General features: G+C 65.3%; 15 protein-coding genes and 1 pseudogene. 13 read left to right on the forward strand and 3 right to left on the reverse strand.

What is annotated here, in order from left to right; all coding sequences use genetic code 11:
- Nucleotides 1–151: 151 nt before the first annotated feature.
- Nucleotides 152–631, reverse strand: coding sequence for a hypothetical protein (locus tag LL964_RS10110; protein WP_104587467.1), 480 nt, complete (start codon nucleotides 629–631; stop codon nucleotides 152–154).
- Between the two features lie 548 nt (nucleotides 632–1179).
- On the opposite strand from LL964_RS10110, the pseudogene LL964_RS10115 reads away from it, so the two are divergent.
- A pseudogene (locus tag LL964_RS10115) lies at nucleotides 1180–2823 on the forward strand (glycoside hydrolase family 9 protein); the annotation flags it as partial.
- Nucleotides 2824–3386: 563 nt separating this feature from the next.
- On the opposite strand, the gene upp reads toward LL964_RS10115, so the two are convergent.
- Nucleotides 3387–4019, reverse strand: coding sequence for a uracil phosphoribosyltransferase (upp, locus tag LL964_RS10120; RefSeq protein ID WP_104587465.1), 633 nt, complete (start codon nucleotides 4017–4019; stop codon nucleotides 3387–3389).
- 152 nt (nucleotides 4020–4171) lie between these two features.
- Between upp and LL964_RS10125 the strand changes: the two genes are divergently transcribed.
- The 4 genes from LL964_RS10125 (at nucleotide 4172) to LL964_RS10140 (ending at nucleotide 10176) form a co-directional block, all read left to right on the forward strand.
- Entirely contained in the window at nucleotides 4172–6733 is a 2562-nt protein-coding gene (locus LL964_RS10125) for a TonB-dependent receptor (protein ID WP_167395327.1), read from the forward strand.
- Complete coding sequence (locus LL964_RS10130) at nucleotides 6733–7851, forward strand: phytase (protein WP_104587464.1); 1119 nt, start codon at nucleotides 6733–6735, stop codon at nucleotides 7849–7851. Before LL964_RS10125 ends, LL964_RS10130 begins: the two co-directional genes overlap by 1 nt.
- Nucleotides 7848–9227 carry a purple acid phosphatase family protein gene (locus LL964_RS10135; RefSeq protein WP_104587463.1) on the forward strand — a complete coding sequence of 460 codons (1380 nt, stop codon included), beginning with the start codon at nucleotides 7848–7850 and terminating at the stop codon, nucleotides 9225–9227. Before LL964_RS10130 ends, LL964_RS10135 begins: the two co-directional genes overlap by 4 nt.
- A 241-nt stretch (nucleotides 9228–9468) precedes the next feature.
- The gene (locus LL964_RS10140) at nucleotides 9469–10176 is read left to right on the forward strand and encodes a glycosyltransferase family 32 protein (protein ID WP_104587462.1); all 708 of its coding nucleotides are present in this window, start codon (nucleotides 9469–9471) and stop codon (nucleotides 10174–10176) included.
- Nucleotides 10177–10466: 290 nt separating this feature from the next.
- Here the strand turns inward: LL964_RS10140 and LL964_RS10145 are convergent, their stop codons facing one another.
- Nucleotides 10467–11963, reverse strand: a complete 1497-nt coding sequence (locus tag LL964_RS10145; protein ID WP_104587461.1) for an aminotransferase class III-fold pyridoxal phosphate-dependent enzyme — start codon at nucleotides 11961–11963, stop codon at nucleotides 10467–10469.
- 122 nt (nucleotides 11964–12085) lie between these two features.
- Here LL964_RS10145 and LL964_RS10150 point away from each other — a divergent pair, with 122 nt between their 5' ends.
- From LL964_RS10150 to LL964_RS10185, 8 genes are all read left to right on the forward strand, one after another.
- Entirely contained in the window at nucleotides 12086–12517 is a 432-nt protein-coding gene (locus LL964_RS10150) for an Lrp/AsnC family transcriptional regulator (protein WP_104587460.1), read from the forward strand.
- 192 nt (nucleotides 12518–12709) lie between these two features.
- Complete coding sequence (gene queA / locus LL964_RS10155) at nucleotides 12710–13780, forward strand: tRNA preQ1(34) S-adenosylmethionine ribosyltransferase-isomerase QueA (protein ID WP_104587459.1); 1071 nt, start codon at nucleotides 12710–12712, stop codon at nucleotides 13778–13780.
- Between the two features lie 69 nt (nucleotides 13781–13849).
- Nucleotides 13850–14995 carry a tRNA guanosine(34) transglycosylase Tgt gene (tgt, locus tag LL964_RS10160; protein ID WP_104587458.1) on the forward strand — a complete coding sequence of 382 codons (1146 nt, stop codon included), beginning with the start codon at nucleotides 13850–13852 and terminating at the stop codon, nucleotides 14993–14995.
- Nucleotides 14996–15126: 131 nt separating this feature from the next.
- Nucleotides 15127–15480 (forward strand): preprotein translocase subunit YajC, encoded by a 354-nt coding sequence (gene yajC / locus LL964_RS10165; RefSeq protein WP_104587457.1) that lies wholly within the window; start codon nucleotides 15127–15129, stop codon nucleotides 15478–15480.
- A 325-nt stretch (nucleotides 15481–15805) separates the two neighbouring features.
- On the forward strand, nucleotides 15806–17650 hold the full coding sequence (secD, locus tag LL964_RS10170; RefSeq protein WP_167395326.1) for a protein translocase subunit SecD: 1845 nt from the start codon (nucleotides 15806–15808) through the stop codon (nucleotides 17648–17650).
- A gap of 89 nt (nucleotides 17651–17739) precedes the next feature.
- Nucleotides 17740–18708, forward strand: a complete 969-nt coding sequence (secF, locus tag LL964_RS10175) for a protein translocase subunit SecF (RefSeq protein WP_104587455.1) — start codon at nucleotides 17740–17742, stop codon at nucleotides 18706–18708.
- Nucleotides 18709–19694: 986 nt separating this feature from the next.
- On the forward strand, nucleotides 19695–20300 hold the full coding sequence (locus tag LL964_RS10180) for a DUF5343 domain-containing protein (protein WP_228329432.1): 606 nt from the start codon (nucleotides 19695–19697) through the stop codon (nucleotides 20298–20300).
- A complete protein-coding gene (locus LL964_RS10185; protein WP_208621444.1) occupies nucleotides 20293–20880 on the forward strand; it encodes a Swt1 family HEPN domain-containing protein in 588 nt (195 codons plus the stop codon). Before LL964_RS10180 ends, LL964_RS10185 begins: the two co-directional genes overlap by 8 nt.
- Nucleotides 20881–20991 lie beyond the last annotated feature (111 nt).

The following is a 20991-nucleotide window of genomic DNA, read 5'->3' on the forward strand; positions in this document are numbered from 1 at the left end:
GCAGTCTGGCCATATTCGCGCCGACGAGGCAGATGCGCGGCCGCTGAGGACCAGCGCAGCGGCGCAGGGTGGATGGGTTCACCCTGCGCCGCCGTTCGCGATGGAGACAGTGGGTGGCGCCAGTGCTGGGCATGACGCGCACTGCCTGCGGTCACTTGAGATTGAAGTAGGTGCCGTTGTGTTGGGCGTCGTAGCAGGTGGCGCCTTGCAGGCGTTTGTCACCCGGGATGCCTGGATTGAGCGGGTAGATATGGCATGCGCCGAACGGTGCGGGATTGCCGGTGAAGCGCAGGGTGAAGTGCTGCGTTCCGTCGGTTGCGCTGGTATGCACGCCTCCATTGGCCATGATCGTGACCTCGCACGTCGCCTGCGGTGCAAGCTGGCACTGCTGGAGGATGGTTTGCAGCGGTCCACTGATGCTGGCGTACATGCCGGAGATCCAGTTGTCGATGGTCGGGTTGGCGTTGCTGTTCCACTGCTTGGTCGCCAGTGCACTCTGGCTCACCGCCAGCAGGCTCATCGACAGCAGAAGGGCGAACACGCGCGGTGCGCGTGCCTGCCGCCACGGTCCGGCCGGGCATGCGTGCGGATGGGGCGTAGGGGAGAAGCGGGTGATCGATTGGATGGTCATGGGCGGTTCCTTGGCGGAGAGAAGCGCGATGCGAGGCGTGCGGTGCCCGCGTCGGATGCGGGTAGCCGGCGATGTCGCGCGTGCATGTGGCGATGCCGTTCGTCACGGCAGTGCCAGGGTAGATCCGGGAAATCGGGAAGAATTGGTCGAAACGCTGGCAATCACCGTGCGTTCGATGGGAAACGACCGATGATCGCGTCGTCGCCTGTGGCGCCCACCAGCGATCGAACCAATGCGGCGGAATCGCCGACGTAGTGCGATGACGATGGCGGCGATTCGCAGGCGCGAGCCGGAATCAGCGCGAGCGGCGCGTACCACCATCGCAGTGCTGGTCCGTGCACAAGCGCCGCTTCCGGCCCTGGTGATTGCCTGCTTCCCGTACGGCCAGCTGCTGGCCGCCTGCGCAGTGCGGGCTTGTAGTCACGATGCAGCGCGGTCACCATTGCGGCATGACGATTCGCCAAGCTCTGCTGACCACTGTCCTCATGCTCGCTTCCGCAGGTAGCTCCGCGCAGCAGGCAACGAATACCGCTCCCGGTAGTGTTTACCTCAACCAGCTCGGGTATCTGCCGGGCTCGACCAAGCTGGCCGTCGTCGCGCAGCGGCAGGGTGCAGCGGCCGGCTCGGGCCGCTTCACCGTCGAAGACGCGCACGGGCGCGCGGTGTTGCAGGGTACGTTGTCGCCGGCGGCAATGTGGTCGCCGGCCGGCCAGCAGGCGCGGCTGGCGGATTTCTCCAGTGTGCGTGCAGCCGGTACCTACCGTCTGAAGATCGACGGGTTGGCCGCGTCGGAGGCGTTTCCCATCGGGGCCGGGGCCTACCAGCCGGTGCTCGATGCGTCGTTGAAGGCGTTCTATTTCAATCGGGCCAGCACCGCGTTGCCGGCGCAGTTCGCCGGGCGCTATGCGCGTGCGGCCGGACATCCCGATACCGATGTGCGCATCCATCCATCGGCGGCCTCGGCCACGCGCCCGGCGGACAGTGTGATCAGCGCGCCCAAGGGCTGGTACGACGCCGGCGACTACAACAAGTACATCGTCAACTCCGGCATCAGCACCTACACCTTGCTGGCGGCCTACGAGCATTACCCGGCGCTGTTCAAGGCGCAGACGGTGCGCATTCCCGACGATGCGCCTGGCGTGCCCGGCATCCTGCAGGAGGTGTGGTGGAACCTGCAGTGGATGCTGGCCATGCAGGACCCGGCCGATGGCGGGGTCTACCACAAGCTCACCGACAAGCAGTTCGATGGGCTGGTCATGCCGGACCAGGCCAGGCAGCAGCGCTACGTGGTGATGAAGGCCACGGCCGCCACGCTGGATTTCGCCGCAGTCATGGCGGCGGCCAGCCGGGTGTACGCCCCATTCGAAACGCAGTATCCGGGTGTGTCTGCGCGCATGTTGAAGGCATCGCGCGCCGCATGGGCGTGGGCGCAGCAGCATCCGGATGTCATCTATCGCCAGCCCGATGACGTACGCACCGGCGGTTACGACGATGCGCAGGTTGCCGACGAGTTCGCCTGGGCCGCGGCGGAGCTGTATGTCACCACCGGCGAGGACGGCTTCTACGACGCCATGCTGGCGCGCAAGGTGCCGGCCAGCGTGCCCGGCTGGAGCAACGTGGGTGGGCTGGCGTGGATGTCGCTGGCGGCGCATCGCGACCGGCTCACCCCGCATGCAGACCGTGCGCGCATCAGTCAGGAGATCGATGGCTTGGCGCAGCGCCTGGCCGACCAGTGGCAGGCCTCGCCGTGGCGCCTGGCGATGACCGATACCGATTTCGTGTGGGGCAGCAATGCGGTCGTCCTCAACCAGGCGATGATGTTGCTGCAGGGCTACCGCACGACGCAGCAGCGGCGTTATCTGGACGCGGCGCAATCGCAGCTGGACTACATCCTGGGCCGCAACCCGCTGGGGCTGTCGTTCGTCACCGGAGTGGGGCAGCGCACACCGATGCATATCCATCACCGTCCTTCCGAAGCCGATGGCATCGACCCGCCGGTGCCGGGCTGGCTGGTCGGTGGCCCGCAACCTGGGCAGCAGGACGCGAAGGATTGCAAGGCGAGCTATCCGTCCAGGCTGCCAGCGCTGTCGTACCTGGACGACACCTGCAGCTATGCCACCAACGAAGTGGCGATCAACTGGAATGCGCCGCTGGTGTATGTCAGTGCCGCGATTCAGGCGTTGACGCGCTGAGAGAGCAGGTCGGGCGTGCTGGACGGACGTGACGGGAGCAGGCTGGGAATGGTTTGTCGCGCGGTGAGCGGCCGAGAGTCCGATTGACTGCGGAAACGCGAGGCGTGCGTACGAGCGGCATGCGCGAGTGCGCTGCCCTCACCCCAACCCCTCTCCCGCACGCGGGAGAGGGGCTTTCGCCCCTCATCCGGCGCTACGCGCCACCTTCTCCCGCTCGCGGGAGAAGGCAACGGATTGCCCGCGCTGCAGCGTCGCTGCGCCGACGCCTCCCTTCCCCGGCCTGCAGGGGAAGATGCCCGAAGGGCGGATGGGGGCCGCAGTCTGGCGATGTTCCCGCAGGTGTGACTCGCACGGCACAACGCCCCTCATCCGGCGCTACGCGCCACCTTCTCCCGCTCGCGGGAGAAGGCAACGGATTGCCCGCGCTGCAGTGTCGCTGCGCCAACGCCTGCCTTCCCCCGCTTGCGGGGGAAGGTGCCCGAAGGGCGGATGGGGGCAGTGCACAGCGCCACCAATGCCACGACACGCCGCACATCAACCCGCCGTCGACCGGCGAGCAGGGCCTACTCCAGCCGCGTGCCGAAGATGCGGTCGCCGGCATCGCCCAGGCCGGGCAGGATGTAGCCCTTGTCGTTGAGATGGTCGTCGATGGCGGCGGTGTACACCTCCACGTCCGGATGCGCGGCCTCCAGCGCCTTCAGGCCCTCGGGCGCGGCGACCAGGAAGATGCCCTTGATGCGGCGCGCACCGGCGCGCTTGAGCATGTCGATGGTCGCGATCAAGGTGCCGCCAGTGGCCAGCATCGGATCCAGGATCAGCGCATCGCGTTCTTCCAGGCGGCCGGTGAGGCGTTCGAAATAGGGCACCGGTTGCAGGGTCTCCTCATCGCGCTGCAGGCCGACCACGCTCACGCGCGCTGCGGGAATCAAGGCCAGCACGCCGGGCAGCATGCCCAGACCTGCGCGCAGGATCGGCACCAAGGTGATCTTGGCGCCGGCGATACGCTGCACGTTCACCGGACCCGCCCAGCCCTGTTGTACGTGCGATTCGGTGTCCAGATTCGCGGTGGCCTCGTAGGCCAGCAGGGTGCCCAGCTCGGTGACCAATTCGCGAAAGCCCTTCGTGCTCAGGGCGGCATCGCGCAACAAGCCGATCTTGTGCTGGACGAGAGGATGGCGGACTTCGACGATTTTCATGCGGCAGCAACGAGCGGAAGAGATGCACAGTGTGCCGCAGCTGCGCGTGTCGTCGCCACATCCTGCACGTGATCGCGCTTGCACATGTCATGTCGGTGAAACGTCGCAGACATAGTGTGCCCACCCATTCTTGACCGATTGGGGACGCACTCGTGGTGAACAAGACTCCGCTCTGCCTGGCGATCACGCTGACGCTGGCGACCGCTGGCTGGGGCCAGCCGCTGCGCGCAGCCGAGGCCGCTGCCGCGAGCGGCGCCGCCAGCGGTGCGGCCGCGGTCGATCTGGAGCGCCTGGAAGTGCGCCCGCAGCTGGAGGCGCAGGAGCGCGCGGTGGATCTCAAGCGCGCCTCCGATGCCATCCAGGATGCGGTCGCCTCCGATGCGATGGGCCGCTACCCGGACAAGAACGTTGCAGAATCCCTGCAGCGGCTGCCCGGTGTCAGCGTCACCCGCGATCAGGGCGAAGGTCGTTTCGTGGTGATTCGCGGTCTGGATTCGTCGCTCAACAGCGTCACCATCGACGGCATGAACATGGGCACGCCCGAAGACGGCACGCGCTCCACGCCGCTGGACGTGATTCCCTCCGACTCCACCGAGCGGCTGAAAGTGGTGAAGTCGCCGACCCCGGACATGCCGGGTGATTCGATCGGCGGTGCCATCCAGGTCGAATCCACCTCCGCGTTCGACCGTGACGGACGCACCCTGCGCGGGTCGATCGAGGGCAGCCATCAGTCGCTGTCCGGCAAGACCAGTCCCAAGGGTGCATTCAACTACAGCGACATTTTCGGTGGCACGCTGGGCGTGGCGGTGGGGGTGAACTATCAGGACCGCGAGTTCGAATCGGACAATACCGAAGTGGCCTACGACGCCTTCGACGGCGGCGCCCAGGACGATCTGTTCGCGGGCGAGGTGCAGCGGCGCAAATACTTCATCGAACGCACCCGCATGGGCGCCAACCTCAACCTGGACTGGCGCCCGGATGCGGACAACCGCTACTACCTGCGCTCGCTGTACAGCCGTTTCGACGATGCCGAGACGCGTCAGCGCACCATCTTCGGCCTTGGCGATGGCGAGGTGAGCGCCAATGGCGACGGCACCTACGACGTGGCCGACCTGCCGGCCGACAGCATTTCCAAGCGGGTGCGCTATCGCACCAAGAAGGAAGACAATACCGCGATCAGCTTCGGTGGCGAGAACCGCCTGCGCGCGGCCACGGTCGACTACAAGGTCGGATATACCAAGACCACCGAGCGCGTGAACGACGAAATGGAGGCGCGTTTCGACTACGACGGCGAGGATCTGGCGGCCACCGTGGACCAGCGTCGCGGCATTCCGCGCCTGGGTTTTTCCGATAATGGCTGGCAGAGCAATCAGGATTTCGTGTTCGACCGCTTCGTGGTGGCGCCCAAGACGGTGGACGACAGCGAGCGTAGCGCGCAGGTCAACGTGCGCTTCGATGGCAAGCATTCCAGCCTGAAGATGGGGGTGCTGGGCCGCTGGAGGGAGCGCGACGTGAATGTGGACGAGAACGAGCTGCGGCGCGGGCCGGCGATCGATCTGAGCGGCTGGACCACGGCAGCGCCGGAACACCGCGGTGGCACCCTGGGCCAGAGCATCGGCTCGGACGGCATGCGGCGCTACTGGCGAGCCTCCGGCGATCTGTACAGCGCACGTCCGCAGGATGTGGGCAGCAACCTGCAGGTGTCGCTGCAGGACGACTACCGTGCCACCGAAGACGTGTTCGCCACCTATGCGATGGGCACCTGGGACATCGGCGCGCTGCGCATGATCGCCGGTGTGCGTGTGGAAAACACCCAGTTCGATGCCACCGGCAACCAGGTGGACGTGGCCGAGGATGGCCGCAGCGCCACCGTCACCCAACGCGAGGCGTCCAGCAGCTACACCAACGTGCTGCCGGGCCTGCACCTGCGGTACGACAGCGGCAACGACTGGGTACTGCGCTTTGCGGCCAACAAGACCTTGTCGCGCCCCTCGTTCGGTGACGTCTCGCCACGGGTGAGCATCAATCGCGGCGACGAGGAGGTGAGCATCGGCAACCCGCAGCTCGATCCGTACCGCTCCACCAACCTGGACCTGTCGTTCGAGAAATACATCGGCAGCAGCGGGCTGGTGTCGCTGGGCGTGTTCCACAAGTCGATCGACGATTACATCGTGCAGACCATCAGCACCAGCGATGCGCAGTTCCCCGGCTTGCAGGTCACCCGCTCGATCAACGGCGACACCGCCAAGGTGCGCGGTGCAGAATTCAACTGGCAGCAGACGCTGGATTTCCTGCCCGAAGGCTGGAACGGCCTGTTGGTCGGCGCCAGCGCCACCGCGCTGGACAGCGACTTCGACCCGGGTCTGCCCAACCGCGCCGGCGACGACTTCATGCTGCCGCGTTCGTCCAAGCGCATCTACAGCGGCCATCTGGGCTACGAAAAATATGGCTTCAGTGCGCGCGTGGCGGCGGTCCACCGCAGCGAGTATCTGGACACCATCGGGCAGAGCCGCGCTTACGATATCTACGTCGCCCCGCATACCCAGATGGATCTCAGCATGAGTTACCAGTTCAACAGCCACATCAGCCTGTACCTGGAAGCGCAGAATCTGCTGGACGAGCCCTTGGAGCTGTACCAGGGCGTGCGTTCGCGGACCCTGCAGAACGAGGAATACGGCCGCACGTACGCGCTGGGCCTGAAGGTGGCGCTGTGATGGGCGCGCGTGCGCTGCCGCGCGCCGCACTGCTGGCCGCCGCCCTGACGCTGGCAGGCTGCGCCAGCACCGTCGTCGATCGCGAAGCCGACGAAGCGCTGCTGAAGGACCCGCTGCTGAGCGAGGCGAAGGTGCCACACCAAGTGGTGTCGGAAGCCTTCATCACCGCACTGACGCCTTCGGACAACCTGGATTCTCCGGCCAGCTGGACAGCGCCGGATGGCAGCCGCTGGGTGATCGCCACCGCCAAGGCCAGCCATGCGCTGGTGGTGTTCGATGGCGACAGCGGCGAGCGGCTGCGGGTGGTGGGTGGCAAGGGCAAGGCGCTGGGCAAGCTGGATCGCCCGAACGGGATTTCGGTGGTCGATGACCTGCTGTTCGTGGTGGAGCGCGACAACCGCCGCGTGCAGGTGTTCGCGCTGCCGGATTTCAAACCGCTGACGGCATTCGGCCAGGACGAATTGCGCGAGCCCTACGGCCTGTGGGTGCGCAAGCATGATGGCGGCTACGAAGTGGTGGTCAGCGACAACTATATGTCGCCAGCCAACAAGGACCAGCCACCGCCGCTGGCCGAACTCGGCCAACGCTTTCGCCGCTATCAGTTGACTGCGGCAGGGCAGGGCTGGCAGGCGCAGCTGACGCAGAGTTTCGGCGATACCACCGAGGCCGGTGCCATCCGCATCGCCGAATCGGTGTTCGGCGACCAGGCCAACGCGCGCCTGCTGATTGCCGAAGAAGATGTGGCGGTGGGCACCCAGTTGCGCGAGTACGGCATGGATGGGCGCTACCGCGGGCGCAATGTCGGCACCGGCCTGTTCAAGGCGCAGGCCGAAGGGCTGACCTTGCTGCAATGCCCAGACGGCAGCGGCTACTGGATCGCGACCGATCAGTTCAAGGACCGCAGCGTGTTCCAGGTCTTCGATCGCCAGACGCTCGCACACGTCGGCGCCTTTGCCGGCCGGGTCACCGCCAATACCGATGGCGTGTGGCTGGACCAGCGCGGCGATGCACGCTTCCCCGGTGGCGTGTTCTACGCATTGCACGACGATCAGGCGGTGGCCGCGTTCGACTGGCGCGATGTCGCGCGCAGCCTGCGCCTGAAGGAGTGTGCGCAGTGACCGCAGTACGCACCGCGCTGTACGCCGCACTTTCTGCATTTGCACTGGCCGCTGCCCCGGCACTGGCTGCCGAGCGCGCCAGCGAGCCCAACACCCAGGTGCCGGCCGGCTCCACGCACTATGTGGCCGACGGCTTTCCGGACCGCATCGTCGCCACCCCGGCACAGGATGCCGCCACCGGTTTTGCGGTGGCCTGGCGCACCGACGGCAGCGTGGAGCGGCCATGGCTGGAACTGGTGGTGGCCGGCGATTCGCCCGATGTGGGCGCGCCGCGCCGCATCCGTGCCAGCACCGCCACGCTGGCCAGCGAAAACGGCAGCTCGCACCACCACCGCGCCGATATCGACGGATTGAAGCCGGACACGCTGTACGCCTATCGCGTGCAGGGCCACGACACCTGGGGCGCATGGAATCACTTCCGTACCGCCGCCACGCCGCAGACGCCGCTCACGCTGCTGTATTTCGGCGACACCCAGAACAAGAACCTGAGCCTGGTGTCGCGGGTGATCCGCCAGGCCTGGCGCTCGGCGCCGGACGCGCGCCTGGCCCTGTTCGCCGGCGATCTGGTCAGCGGCAAGGACGGTCAGGACGACAACGAATGGGCCGAATGGTTCGAAGCCGGACGCTGGTTGCTGGAAGGCACCGCGGTGGCGCCGGCGCCGGGCAATCACGAGTATCACGAACAAGGCGAGGACACTCCACAGGCCTCCCGCGTGCTGGGCGGCCACTGGCCGGTGACGTTCGCGCTGCCGCGTAACGGGCCGTCGGCCACGGCACGCACCAGTTACTGGTTCGACTACCAGGGCGTGCGCATCGCGGTGCTGGACGGCACCTCTGCCCTGGATCTGGGCACCGGGCCGGCGCAGGCGCAGTGGCTGGACAAGGTGCTCGCCGACAATCCGCATCCCTGGTCGATCGTGCTGATCCACCAGCCGTTCTTTTCGCCGCGCGCCGATCGCGAGAACGAAAAACTGGTGGAGCAGGTGTTGCCGGTGATTCGCCGCCACAAGGTGGATCTGGTGTTGCAAGGGCACGATCACACCTACGGCCGGCGCGGCGATGAGGCCGGGCAGGCGACGCCGGTGTTCGTGGTCTCGGTGGCCGGGCCCAAGCAGTACCGGCTCTCGGACATGGCGCGCAAGACCATGCGCCCGGTCGGCGAGGACACCCAGCTGTATCAGGTGCTGCGGCTCGACGGCCAGCGCCTGCGCTACGAGTCGCGCACCGCCACCGGCCGCCTGTACGACGCCTTCGAGCTGCAGCGCGATCCCAACGGCAGCAAGCGTCTGGTCGAACACGAACAGGGGCGCATCGCGCCGCGCGATTGCCCGCGCGCAGCCACGCTGAAGGGGCGCGCGGATCGTTGTTGGGAGTGATGGTGGTGGCGGATGACACGGCGGTGACAACTGTCGTGCAATCCGTGGCACATATGGCAACTTCTGCCACGCATAGTTTTTATCGATGAAGGAGTGGGAACCTCATTCAAAAGCTGTGCGTTACGTCACATCGCTAGCGAGGCTACGGTGCATTTAGCCAGAACCTCGACCGGGTTGTCGGTTCGATGCAGTTGCTGCGGGCGGGGTTCTGGTGGCCCCCAGACCACTGAGCCGTATTCCCATGATCCCCCATGTGTTTCATCTGACCGCACCCACCAAGCACCTGTTGTGGGAAGAGCGCAGGGTGTGTGCGCGACTGCAACGTCTGCTCCCCGATTGGACCTGCTACGTCTGGGACGATGCCGACAACTCCGAGTTGATGCGCCGTGCGTTTCCCGCGTTTGCGCAGCGCTACGAGCAGATCCGCTTCGGCGTCATGAAGGCCGACATCGCGCGCTGCGCCTACATGCACGCCCATGGCGGCTTTTATTTCGATACCGACTACAAATTGCTGCGCCCGCTGGATAGCGATCTGCTGAGGCAGCGCTGCGTATTGCCGGTGGAAGAGGGCGCACCCGGAACTGAGGATTTCAAGATCGGCAACGCCGTGTTCGGCTCGGAGGCCGGGCATCCGTTCTGGAGCGCCTTCATCGCGCACATCTTCGAGGCGCATGCGCCGCAGACGCTGGAAGACCACCGGCAGATCCCGATGATCTCCGGCCCGCGTGGGCTGACGCGCTTCCATAACGCGCACCAGCAGCAGTTTGCTGGCATTGCCTTTCCGCCACGCGATGCATTCCACCCGGATCGCACCTGGTTCGGCCTCGGGCACCGCGGCGGCCAGATCGCCGTCGGTTCGCATCTGTGCTGGGCGTCGTGGCGCGGCAAGTCGCCGCGCCGTGCCGTGACCAATTACCTGCGGCGCAAGCTGAGCGCTGTTCCGATCTGATCGGCCGACCGGCAGGGATGCGGATGCGGCTCGCCGAGCCGGACGGGTGTTTCGGCCGGCGTGCAGCGACGATTCATGCAGGCCCGTCTGGCTGAGCCGTTTGGGCTTCGCTTCGCCGCTTGACCTCGCAAGACCGCGCTGTGCCCAGCAGCGGTGGCGTTCTGCTTGCTGGCGAGGTCGTGCAGACCAATGCCTGTGTGCGGGGTGCGTCACTGCGGGCGGTGGCGATGCTCTTTCGGGTCCGGGTGATGCCTCGACTGCACTCGCGCAGTCGAGGCGCCGATGTCGACTCAGGCCGCCTCGGCTTGCGCCTGGCGTGGGCCTTCCTTCAATGCGCGTGCGATCAGGCCGACCAGCAGATCCAGCTCGTCTTCGTCCATGGCGAAGTGCGGAGTGAACCGCAGCGAGTTCTCGCCGCCGTGGATCACGTTGACGCCGCGCTGGCGCAGCCACTCCTCGGTGGAGCCGGCGCCGTAGCACTTGTATTGCGGCGCGAGTTCGCAGGAAAACAGCAGGCCGGTTCCCTGCACCTTGGTGATCGGCCCGCCGAGCTCGGCTTGCAGTGCCTGCAGCTTGGCGATCGCCTGCGCGCCGCGCACGCGGATGTTCTCGCGCACCTGCGCAGTGAACAGGGCCAGCGTGGCGCAGGCCACGTCGAGCGCGCGCGGGTTGGTGGTCATGGTGTTGCCGTAGGTGCCCTTGCGATACACCTGCGCGGCATGTTCGGTGACCGCCAGCACCGACAACGGGTATTGCGCTGCGTTGAGCGCCTTGGAGTAGGTTTCCAGATCCGGCGGGTCGAGCCGCTCGAAGCCGGGGTAATCCACCACCGACAGCACGCCGTGCGCGCGCAGCCCGGCCTGGATGGAATCCACCAGCAGCAGGCTGCCATGGCTGCGTGTGAGCGCGCGTGCGGCGGCGTAGAACTCGGCCGGCAGGGCGCGCCCCGGATCGCCTTCGCCCATCACCGGCTCCAGGAACACCGCCTCGATGAACCAGTGATTGCGCGCGGCCTCGTCGAAGGCATGCTGCAACGCCGCCACGTCGTACGGAGCGATGGCGATCACCGAATCCTCGTCGCGATAGCTGGCCAGATACTTGGTGTAGGTCTTGCGGCTGGAGTCGGAGTACAGCCCGGGGCGGTCGGTACGGCCGTGGAAGCTGCCCTTGACCACCAGGCGCTTGATGCGGGCGCCGGCATGGCGTGCGCCTGGGTCGGTATGCAGCTTGGCGTTGGTGTCCACGATGCGCGCGGCCAGGCCCACGGCTTCCGATCCGGAATTCAGGCACATGAAACGCGCGAATGGACAGCCGCCGCGGCTGTGGCCGATCTCCGCGCGCAGGGCGCGGTCGAGCCGGCGCTGCGCCAGGCTGGGCGTCATCACGTTGGCCATCACCTGCGGCCGTGCCATCGCGTCCAGCACCGGCGTGGGGGTATGGCCGAAGCCCAGCATGCCGTAGCCGCCGGCGTCGTAGAGCACCGCGCCCTTGAGCGTGACCACCCACGGGCCGCGCGCGGCCAGCGCCACATAGGGCGTGACCGCATCGTCGGCGTAGAAGTTGATGAAACCGTCCTGTACGGCGGCGATCTGCGCCGCTTCGTCCAGATCGAGCAGGTCGGCGGCCTCGGCGCGTACCAGCGCGTATTCGGCGGCGGCCGCGGCGATGGCCTGCACGAGGTCCGGATGGTTGCCGGCCAGGCGCGCGACCGCGGCATCGTCCAGGCCATCGGTCAGGCGGCGCCCTGTGTGGGCACGCAGCGGGGCGAGCGGGGCGAGAACGGACATGGCGCGTCTCCTGCAAGGTGTCGGTGTCTTTTCTATTATCGGCAGGGGATCGGCGTTTGGCAGCGTGAATTCTGGCGAGATGTGCGCTATTTTCGTCGATTCGCCGAAACGATTGGGCAAAAATGAAGGTCACCCCGTCCGATGAGCGCCTGTTGTCGCTGCTGCGCGAGGATGCCCGCGCCTCCACCGCGCAGATTGCGCGCCGACTCGGGCTCTCGCGCACCACCGTGCAGAGCCGTATCGAGAAACTCGAACGCGACGGCGTGATCAGCGGCTACACGGTGCGCACGCACGATGCGTACGATCAGGGCCGCATCCGCGCCCACATCCTGATCACCGTCTTGCCGAAGAAGATGGCGGCGGTGGTCAAGGCGCTGCGTGACATTCCCGAGGTGCGCCTGCTGCATTCGGTCAGCGGCGCCTACGACCTGATCGCCTTGGGCGTGGTGGGCGGCGTCAACGAAATGGACGTGCTCACCGACGCCATCGGCGCCCTGGACGGGGTGGAGCGCACGACCAGTTCGATCATTTTGTCGACCAAATTCGAGCGGTGATAGAGCCGGGATTCGGCATTGGGGATTGGGGATTCGTAAAAGCGGGGCAGGTCCAGGCCGTACACCCTCAAGCCAATGGATCCGGCTCTTGCGAATCCCGAATCCCGAATCTCCAATCCCTGCCTCACTGCGAATCCCGAATCCCCGCCGCAGTTACAATGCCCGGCTCCTCAGCCAACCAGTCCTGCGGCCTTGAAGAAGTCCGATTTCCATTACGACCTGCCCGATGAGCTGATCGCGCAGGCGCCGCTGGCCGAACGTGCCGCCAGCCGCCTGCTGGTGGTGCCGCCGGCGCCAGCGGCCTTCGACGACCGCCAGGTGCGCGATCTGCCGGAACTGCTGCAGCCCGGCGATCTGCTGATCTTCAACGACACCCGGGTGATCCCGGCGCGGCTGTTCGGGCAGAAGGCCAGCGGTGGACGGGTGGAGATCCTGATCGAGCGGCTGCTGGGCGAGCGCGAGGCGCGGGTGCAGATCGGCGCCAGCAAGTCGCCCAAGGCCGGCAGCCTGATCGCGCTCGACGCCGGCGGCCAGGCCGAGGTGCTGGGCCGCGACGGCGAGTTCTACCTGCTGCGCTTCGACATCCCCGCGCCGCTGCAGCAATGGCTGCCCGAGGCCGGGCGGCTGCCGCTGCCGCCCTACATCCGCCGCGAGCCGGGCCTGGAAGACCGCGAGCGCTACCAGACCGTGTTCGCGCGCGAAGTCGGTGCGGTCGCCGCGCCGACCGCCGGCCTGCATTTCGACGAGGCCTTGCTGGCGCGCCTGCGCGAGCGTGGGGTGGAATTCGGCCATGTCACCCTGCATGTCGGCGCCGGCACCTTCCAGCCGGTGCGGGTGGACAGGCTGGATCAGCATGTGATGCACACCGAATGGCTCAATGTCGGTGCGGCGCTGGTCGAACAGGTGCGGCACACCCGTGCACGTGGTGGCCGCGTCATCGCGGTGGGCACCACCGTGGTGCGCTCGCTGGAAAGCGCCTGGCGCAAGACCGAGGCCGCACCCGAGGGCGAGTTGCAGCCGTTCGCCGGCGAAACCCAGATCTTTATCCTGCCCGGCTACCGCATCCGCAGCGTCGACGCGATGGTGACCAATTTCCATCTGCCCGAGAGCACGCTGCTGATGATGGTCTCCGCCTTCGCCGGCCGTGAGCGCATCTTCGAGGCGTACCGGCACGCCATCGCGCAGCGCTACCGCTTCTTTTCGTATGGCGATGCGATGTTGTTGTGGAGCAGGGATTGGGGATTGGGGAGTGGAGACCCGTAACGGCCCTCCGCTCACCGCCGTCCCGCTTTTGCCAATCCCGACTCCCGAATCCCCAATCCCGGCCTTTCAATGTCCCGACTCCAGTTCCAGCTCCAGACCACCGACGGCCACGCGCGGCGTGGTCGCCTGACTTTTCCACGCGGCACGGTGGAGACGCCGGCGTTCATGCCGGTGGGCACCTATGGCTCGGTCAAGGGCATCCTGCCCGAGCAGATCCGCGCGCTGGGTGCGGAGATCATCCTGGGCAACACCTTCCACCTGTATCTGCGCCCGGGCCTGGATGTCATCGGCGACCACGGCGGCCTGCACGGGTTTGCGCGCTGGGACGGGCCGATCCTCACCGATTCCGGCGGTTTTCAGGTGTTCTCGCTGGCGCATCGCCGCAAGATCACCGAGCAGGGGGTGACCTTTGCCTCGCCCACCGACGGGGCGCGGGTGTTCCTGGGGCCGGAAGAGAGCATGCAGATCCAGAAGGTGCTCGATTCGGACATCGTGATGATCTTCGACGAGTGCACGCCGTACCCGGCCACCGAAGAGGTGGCGCGGCGCTCGATGGAGCTGAGCCTGCGCTGGGCGCAGCGCTCGCGGCAGGCGCATGACGGGCTGGGCAACGACGCGGCGCTGTTCGGCATCGTGCAGGGCGGGGTGCATCCGGACCTGCGCACCCGCTCGCTGGAGGGCCTGCGCGCCATCGGCTTCGACGGCTACGCCATCGGCGGGCTGGCGGTGGGCGAGCCCGAGCACGAGCGCAACGCCATGCTCGAGCACCTGCATCCGCGCCTGCCGGCCGATCGCCCGCGCTACCTGATGGGGGTAGGCCGGCCGGAGGACCTGGTCGAAGGCGTGGCGCGCGGGGTGGACATGTTCGATTGCGTCATGCCTACCCGCAATGCGCGCAACGGGCATTACTTCACCTCCTTCGGCACCGTGCGCATCCGCAATGCCAAGTACGAGCGCGACCTGGACACCATCGAGCCGGGCTGCGGGTGCCACGCCTGCAGCAGCGGCTACACGCGCTCCTACCTGCGCCACCTGGACCGCTGCAACGAGATGCTGGCGCCGATGCTGGGCACCCTGCACAACCTCTGGTACTACGAGAAACTCATGGCCGACATGCGTGCGGCGATCGCCTCGGGAACCTTCGTGCAGTTCCGGCGGTCCTTCTATGCGGCACGTGGCGCCACCACGCCGCCGCTGCCCGGGGAAACCAGCTGAGCCCTGCCGTCCGCGCGCCGGCGCGGACGGGGTTGGACCCGCGTGGCATAATTCCCGGCTGTTCCGCCCAGGCGGTACCTGAATAGCGAGCGCGCCCGTGGGCGGGCTGGCACCAAACTAGGATGCATTGAATGAATTTGCTCGATTTCCTGATCCCCGCAGCCCAGGCCCAAGCGGCCGGCGGCGCAGCGGCACCCGGCTCGGTGGGAGGGCTGTCCACCTTCGCACTGCCGATCATCCTGATCGTGGTCATGTACTTCCTGATGATCCGCCCGCAGATGAAGCGCCAGAAGGAACACAAGTCGTTGCTGGACAAGCTGGCGCGCGGCGATGAGGTCATCACCTCCGGCGGCGTCGCCGGTGTGATCACTGATATCGGCGAAAACTTCATCACCGTGGAAGTGGCCGACAACGTGCGCATCCGCGTGCAGAAGAGTGCGGTGGGGCACGTGCTGCCCAAGGGCACCCTGAAGTCGGCCAGCTGAGCGCCGGCCGTCGGCGCATGCGCCATCGGTAGGCGTTGCCGGCGCTCGAAATCGGCAGGTACCCCCCGTACACTCCGGTTTCTTCGCGTCGGCGCACCCCGGCGCGTGCCCGGTCGGTTGCTCGCCTGTTCCATGCAAGCATCACCACCGCTGCGCGGCCGCCAGGCCGGCGCAGTCGGTGCACCGGGTCGAACCGGGCCGCAGGTCCGCTTCGGGACCGTGCACCCCGCATCCACCGGATGACCGCAGGCGACGGTGTCGGTCGCTTGAAGTCGTTCTCACTGCTAGGCGCGGCGCCGGGATGGTGCCGCGCGGGACTGTCGCAATGCTCGAATTTCCTCGCTGGAAGTACTTCCTGATCCTGCTGGTGCTGGCGGTCAGCGCGTTGTACGCGCTGCCCAACGTCTATCAGCAGGACCCGTCCGTGCAGATCACCGCCAGCCGCGGTGCGCAGCTCGACGACGCATTGCGCAGCCGTATCGACGGCGAGCTCAAAAGCGCCGGCATCACGCCCAAGGCGATCACCAAAGAGGGCGAGAGCCTGATGGTGCGGCTGTCCTCGCTGCAGGCGCAGAGGCGCGCTAACGACGCACTGCGTCAGCAGCTGGGCGAGAACTACACGGTGGCGCTGAGTCTGGCCTCCACCGTGCCCGATTGGGTGGCTCGCCTGGGCGGCAAGCCCATGGTGCTGGGCCTGGACCTGGTGGGCGGCGTGCACTTCGCCATGCAGGTCGATCAGAAGGCCGCGCTGGAAAAACGCCTGGACGGTTTTGCCGAAGACATCCGCACCACCTTGCGCGATGCCCGCATCGCCTACCGCTCGGTGGAACGTCGCGCCGACAACAGCATCCAGATCAGCCTGGGCGAAGGCGCCAATGCCGACGCCGCGCGGGTGGCACTGGCCAAGGCGCAGCCGACCCTGACCTATGACGTCAGCGGCCAGAACATCGCGGTGAAGGTGCCCGAGGCCGAGCTCAAGCAGATCGCCAGCGGCGCGATCGAGCAGAACCTGACCACCTTGCGCAATCGCGTCAATGCCCTGGGCGTGTCCGAGCCGACCATCCAGCGCCAGGGCGAAGACCGCATCGTGGTCGAGCTGCCCGGCCTGCAGGACACGGCCGAAGCCAAGCGCCTGATCGGCGCTACCGCCTCGCTGGAGTTCCGCGCGGTGGTCGAAGGCAACGCCGAGGATGCCGTGCGCACCGGCACCATTCCGCCGGAAGCCAAGGTCTATCGCCTGCGCGACAGCAACGCGCCGGTGCTGCTGAGCAAGCGCGCGCTGGTGACCGGCGACCAGATGGTCAATGCCTCCGTCAGTACCGACCAGAACGGCATGCCGGCGGTGGGCGTGACGCTCAACAACGTGGCCGGCCAGCGCATGTTCGACTACACCAGCGCCAACGTCGGCAAGCTGATGTCGGTGGTCTATATCGAGCGCATTCCCACTGTGACCATGGTCGACGGCAAGGAAGTGCGCAGCGTGCGGGTCAAGGAAGAGGCGCTGGCGCCGACCCGGATCGCCGGCGTGTTCGGCAAGAACTTCCAGACCACCGGTCTGGAAAAGACCGAAGCCGAGAACCTGGCCAAGCTGCTGAAATCCGGCTCGCTGGCCGCGCCGATGGACTTCGTCGAAGAATACGTGATCGGCCCGAGCCTGGGCGCGGAGAACGTGGAGCGCGGCGTGACCGCAGTGGTCTACTCGTTCCTGTTCACCCTGGTGTTCTTCACCATCTACTACCGCGTCTTCGGTGCGATCACCTCGGTGGCGCTGCTGTTCAACCTGCTGATCGTGGTGGCGGTGATGTCGCTGTTCGGCGCCACCATGACGCTGCCGGGTTTCGCCGGCCTGGCGTTGTCGGTGGGTCTGTCGGTGGACGCCAACGTGCTGATCAACGAGCGTATCCGCGAAGAGTTGCGGTTGGGCGTGCCGCCCAAGTCGGCGATCGCCGCAGGTTACGAAAAGGCCGGCGGCACCATTCTCGACGCCAACCTGACCGGCCTGATCGTGGCGGTGGCCTTGTACGCATTCGGCACCGGTCCGCTGAAGGGCTTCGCGCTGACCATGATGATCGGTATTTTCGCCTCGATGTTCACCGCGATCACGGTGTCGCGTGCGCTGGCGGTGTTGATCTATGGCAGCCGCAAGAAGCTGAAGTCGGTCGCTATCTAATGCGAGTCCCTCGCAAGAGCCCGTCTGTCATGCGAGTCCCTCGCAAGAGCCCGCACATCCATGTGCGGACTTTTTAGGAAGATCTTTCAATGAAAATTTTTCCGCTTCACCTGATTCCCAACGACACCAAGATCGATTTCATGCGCTGGCGCAAACCGGTGCTGGTGTTGATGCTGGTGATCGCCGTCGCCTCGATCGGCGTGGTGGCCGGCAAGGGCTTCAATTACGCGCTGGAATTCACTGGCGGTACGCTGGTGCAGACCTCGTTCCAGAAGGCCGTGGACGTGGACCGGGTGCGTGAACAACTGTCCAAGGCCGGGTTCGAAAACGCCCAGGTGCAGAACGCCCGTGGCGGCAACGAGGTGATGATCCGCCTGCAGCCGCATGGCCAGCACAACAATCGCGACGATGCCGCACGCACCGTCGCCGAAGACGTGCGCAAGGCGGTGACCAGCGAAGAGAATCCGGCCACGGTGCAACCGGGCGAGTTCGTCGGCCCGCAGGTCGGCAAGGACCTGGCCTTGAACGGCGTGTACGCCACGGTGTTCATGCTGGTGGGCTTTCTGATCTATATCGCGTTCCGCTTCGAGTGGAAGTTCGCGGCGGTCGCCAGTCTCACCGCGCTGTTCGATCTGCTGGTCACGGTGGCCTATGTGTCGCTGACCGGCCGCGAGTTCGACCTGACCGTGCTGGCTGGCCTGCTGTCGGTGATGGGCTTTGCGATCAACGACATCATCGTGGTGTTCGACCGTGTGCGCGAAAACTTCCGCGCGCTGCGCGTGGAGCCGCTGGAAGTGCTCAACCGCTCGATCAACCAGACGCTGTCGCGCACGGTGATCACGGCGGTGATGTTCTTCCTGTCGGCGATGGCGCTGTACATCTACGGCGGCGAATCGATGGAAGGCCTGGCCGAGACCCACATGATCGGTGCGGTGATCGTGGTGATCTCCTCGGTGATCGTGGCCGTGCCGATGCTGAGCATCGGACCGTTCGCGGTGACCAAGCAGGATCTGCTGCCCAAGGCCAAGGACGTGGAGGCGCTGGCGCGTCGTCCTTGATGGGTTGGTACTGGCCTGACGAAAAAGCCGCGCATTGCGCGGTTTTTTCGTTTCTGGGTTGTACATCGTGACTGTGCGGTTGTGACTGTGACTCCACTACTCAAGATCTTGAACACTAGAGATCCCGTCGGACACGTGATGCCGATTGATACGCAATACATCGCGGGAGAGAAACACCAGCGCTGCCAACGCTGGCTTTGTGTGCCCGCAGACACCTGCGCTCCGGTCGCCAAGCGGGTGTGAACCCCTCGACCTCCACCTGGCCCATCTGCGCCGGATAACGCGTGCCGCTGACCAGGATGAAGGCCGTATCCAGCTCGGATAGGCCTGCTCGGTGCGCAGGCTTTAGTGCCGCTCCGGCAGGAGGTCGCGCACCTGATCGAGTAGCCAGAGAGGTGGAGGTGCTGTTACGCCACTGTTTTTGGGGGCGTATCTCATACGTCTGCGTCCTTGCTGGATAACACTCCAATGCGTCTGCATGGTCGAGGCCGCTCTCCATCGTGCTACCCCATGATTGCGAATAGGATTCCCCCCCCCCCATTCACAAAGTGCCAGCGATCGCAGATACTCCGTGCAACACCGCATTTCGGCGGTCCAATAGTAGTTAGGCGGTAGTGCTGTAAGTGCGGCGCGGCTTTCGTCTTTGGCAACAGGGCTGGCGCCTCAGCGGTCGGCTCCGGTACGCGGTCCCCTCGTCTCCCGCCATCGGATCGCGTGCTCCTTCGTCGTCCCGCTTCGTTGTCCCGCAGCGCTCATTGCCTTGGGCGTCGGTCACATCAAGCTTCCAGCACCTCGGGCAAGCCCCAAGACCGCAATCTGTGGCATGCTCGGCTCTCGGCGGCAGTGCTGGGGAGCACGGTCCTTGCTTCACCACCTCCTGGCACCACCGTCTAACTATTCATTCAAGCCGACGCCGCTTCGCGGCGCGGCTTAATTCAGGCGTTAGCAGTCAAGGGGGAAGTATGTCGTTACCGAACGTCTACACAATGAGCTATGGGCAGCTGGGAGATTTCCTAGCTAAACTCCAGGAAGGACAAGCTCCAACCAACTTCTCGCAGCAACATCTCAAGGACATCGGGTTTGGTTCTTCGAACCATCGCTCATATATTCCGCTGCTCAAAGCGATCGGATTTCTGAGCGCTAGCGGTGTTCCCACGGAGCGCTACCACGCTTACAGAGACAAGTCGCAGGCCAAGGCTGTTCTCGGTATGGCACTCAAAGAGGCCTACAGCGATCTTTTCGTCATCAAGTCTCACCCTTCAGAGCGCGACAAGGATCTCATCCAAGGAAAGTTTAAAAGCACTCACAATGCTAGCGACCGCACTTCTGAGCTGATGGCAAAGGCGTTCTTCGCCCTGCTTAAACATGCCGATATAGACCACGAACCGTCTAAGCCTAAAGCCGAGGTGCTTGACGAGGAGCAGAAGACGCTCACGCCGACGCCGACGCCAATTTCGATTCCTGGCTCAGCTGGCATGCCTGCAGCAGTGCCAGCGCTGCACTACAATATACAAATCCACTTGCCGGCCACTAAAGATGTTGAGGTTTATAATGCCATCTTTAAGTCGCTTCGGGAGCATTTGGTTGGCTGACATCCAGAAAGACCTGCGGGACTTTTTGTTTCGTGGCCTAATGTTCGAGTCAGAAGCGGCAGTATTCCAGAGGGCAGGAATACAAATCGGCGCTAGTGACGCAGCGTCCGAGGAGGCTCTGCTCCAAGAAGTGCTAGCACCGTTCGGAGTCGCAAGACGAAACGAAGCACTTGAGATGTCTCGGCTATACGCACTCATCTATTGCTTTGAAAACGAACTCCGCGTGCTAATTCGGGAGACTCTTGAGGAGAAGGAGGGCGTGGACTGGTGGGAAAAGCTCCCGAACAAGGTGAAGCAGCACGCTGAGTCGCGGCGGGCGGCAGCCCTGAAGGATTCTTGGCTCGAGGGTCAAAAACGGGACCCGCTTGGGTTTGTTGATTTCGGGATGCTTGCAGCAGTCATCACAGAAAAGTGGGAATGTTTCTCCGCAATTATTCCTTCGCAGCACTGGCTAAAGCAACGCATGGATGAGCTTGAGAAGGCGCGCAACTTTATTGCTCACAATCGCATGCTTCTACCAAGTGAGTTTCAACGCCTCTACATGTATATTGCAGACTGGAACAAGGTCGTCGGCCTTTGACCGCTAACAATTCTTTCAAGCCAAACCCGCTTCGCGGTTCGGCTTAACACAGGCGTTATGTCTCAAGGTGAGCTATGCCGCTGCCAAAGTTTGATGACCTTCCTTTCAATG

The sequence above is a fragment of the Xanthomonas melonis genome (genome assembly GCF_020783655.1).
Lineage (GTDB): Bacteria > Pseudomonadota > Gammaproteobacteria > Xanthomonadales > Xanthomonadaceae > Xanthomonas > Xanthomonas melonis.

Coding starts and splice junctions, on each gene's coding strand:
- LL964_RS10110 (WP_104587467.1), bottom strand. CDS start 631: ATGACCATCCAATCGATCACCCGCTTCTCCCCTACGCCCCATCCGCAC.
- LL964_RS10130 (WP_104587464.1), top strand. CDS start 6,733: ATGGGCGCGCGTGCGCTGCCGCGCGCCGCACTGCTGGCCGCCGCCCTG.
- LL964_RS10145 (WP_104587461.1), bottom strand. CDS start 11,963: ATGTCCGTTCTCGCCCCGCTCGCCCCGCTGCGTGCCCACACAGGGCGC.
- secD (WP_167395326.1), top strand. CDS start 15,806: ATGCTCGAATTTCCTCGCTGGAAGTACTTCCTGATCCTGCTGGTGCTG.
- LL964_RS10140 (WP_104587462.1), top strand. CDS start 9,469: ATGATCCCCCATGTGTTTCATCTGACCGCACCCACCAAGCACCTGTTG.
- LL964_RS10150 (WP_104587460.1), top strand. CDS start 12,086: ATGAAGGTCACCCCGTCCGATGAGCGCCTGTTGTCGCTGCTGCGCGAG.
- LL964_RS10180 (WP_228329432.1), top strand. CDS start 19,695: ATGAGCTATGGGCAGCTGGGAGATTTCCTAGCTAAACTCCAGGAAGGA.
- tgt (WP_104587458.1), top strand. CDS start 13,850: ATGTCCCGACTCCAGTTCCAGCTCCAGACCACCGACGGCCACGCGCGG.
- yajC (WP_104587457.1), top strand. CDS start 15,127: ATGAATTTGCTCGATTTCCTGATCCCCGCAGCCCAGGCCCAAGCGGCC.
- secF (WP_104587455.1), top strand. CDS start 17,740: ATGAAAATTTTTCCGCTTCACCTGATTCCCAACGACACCAAGATCGAT.
- upp (WP_104587465.1), bottom strand. CDS start 4,019: ATGAAAATCGTCGAAGTCCGCCATCCTCTCGTCCAGCACAAGATCGGC.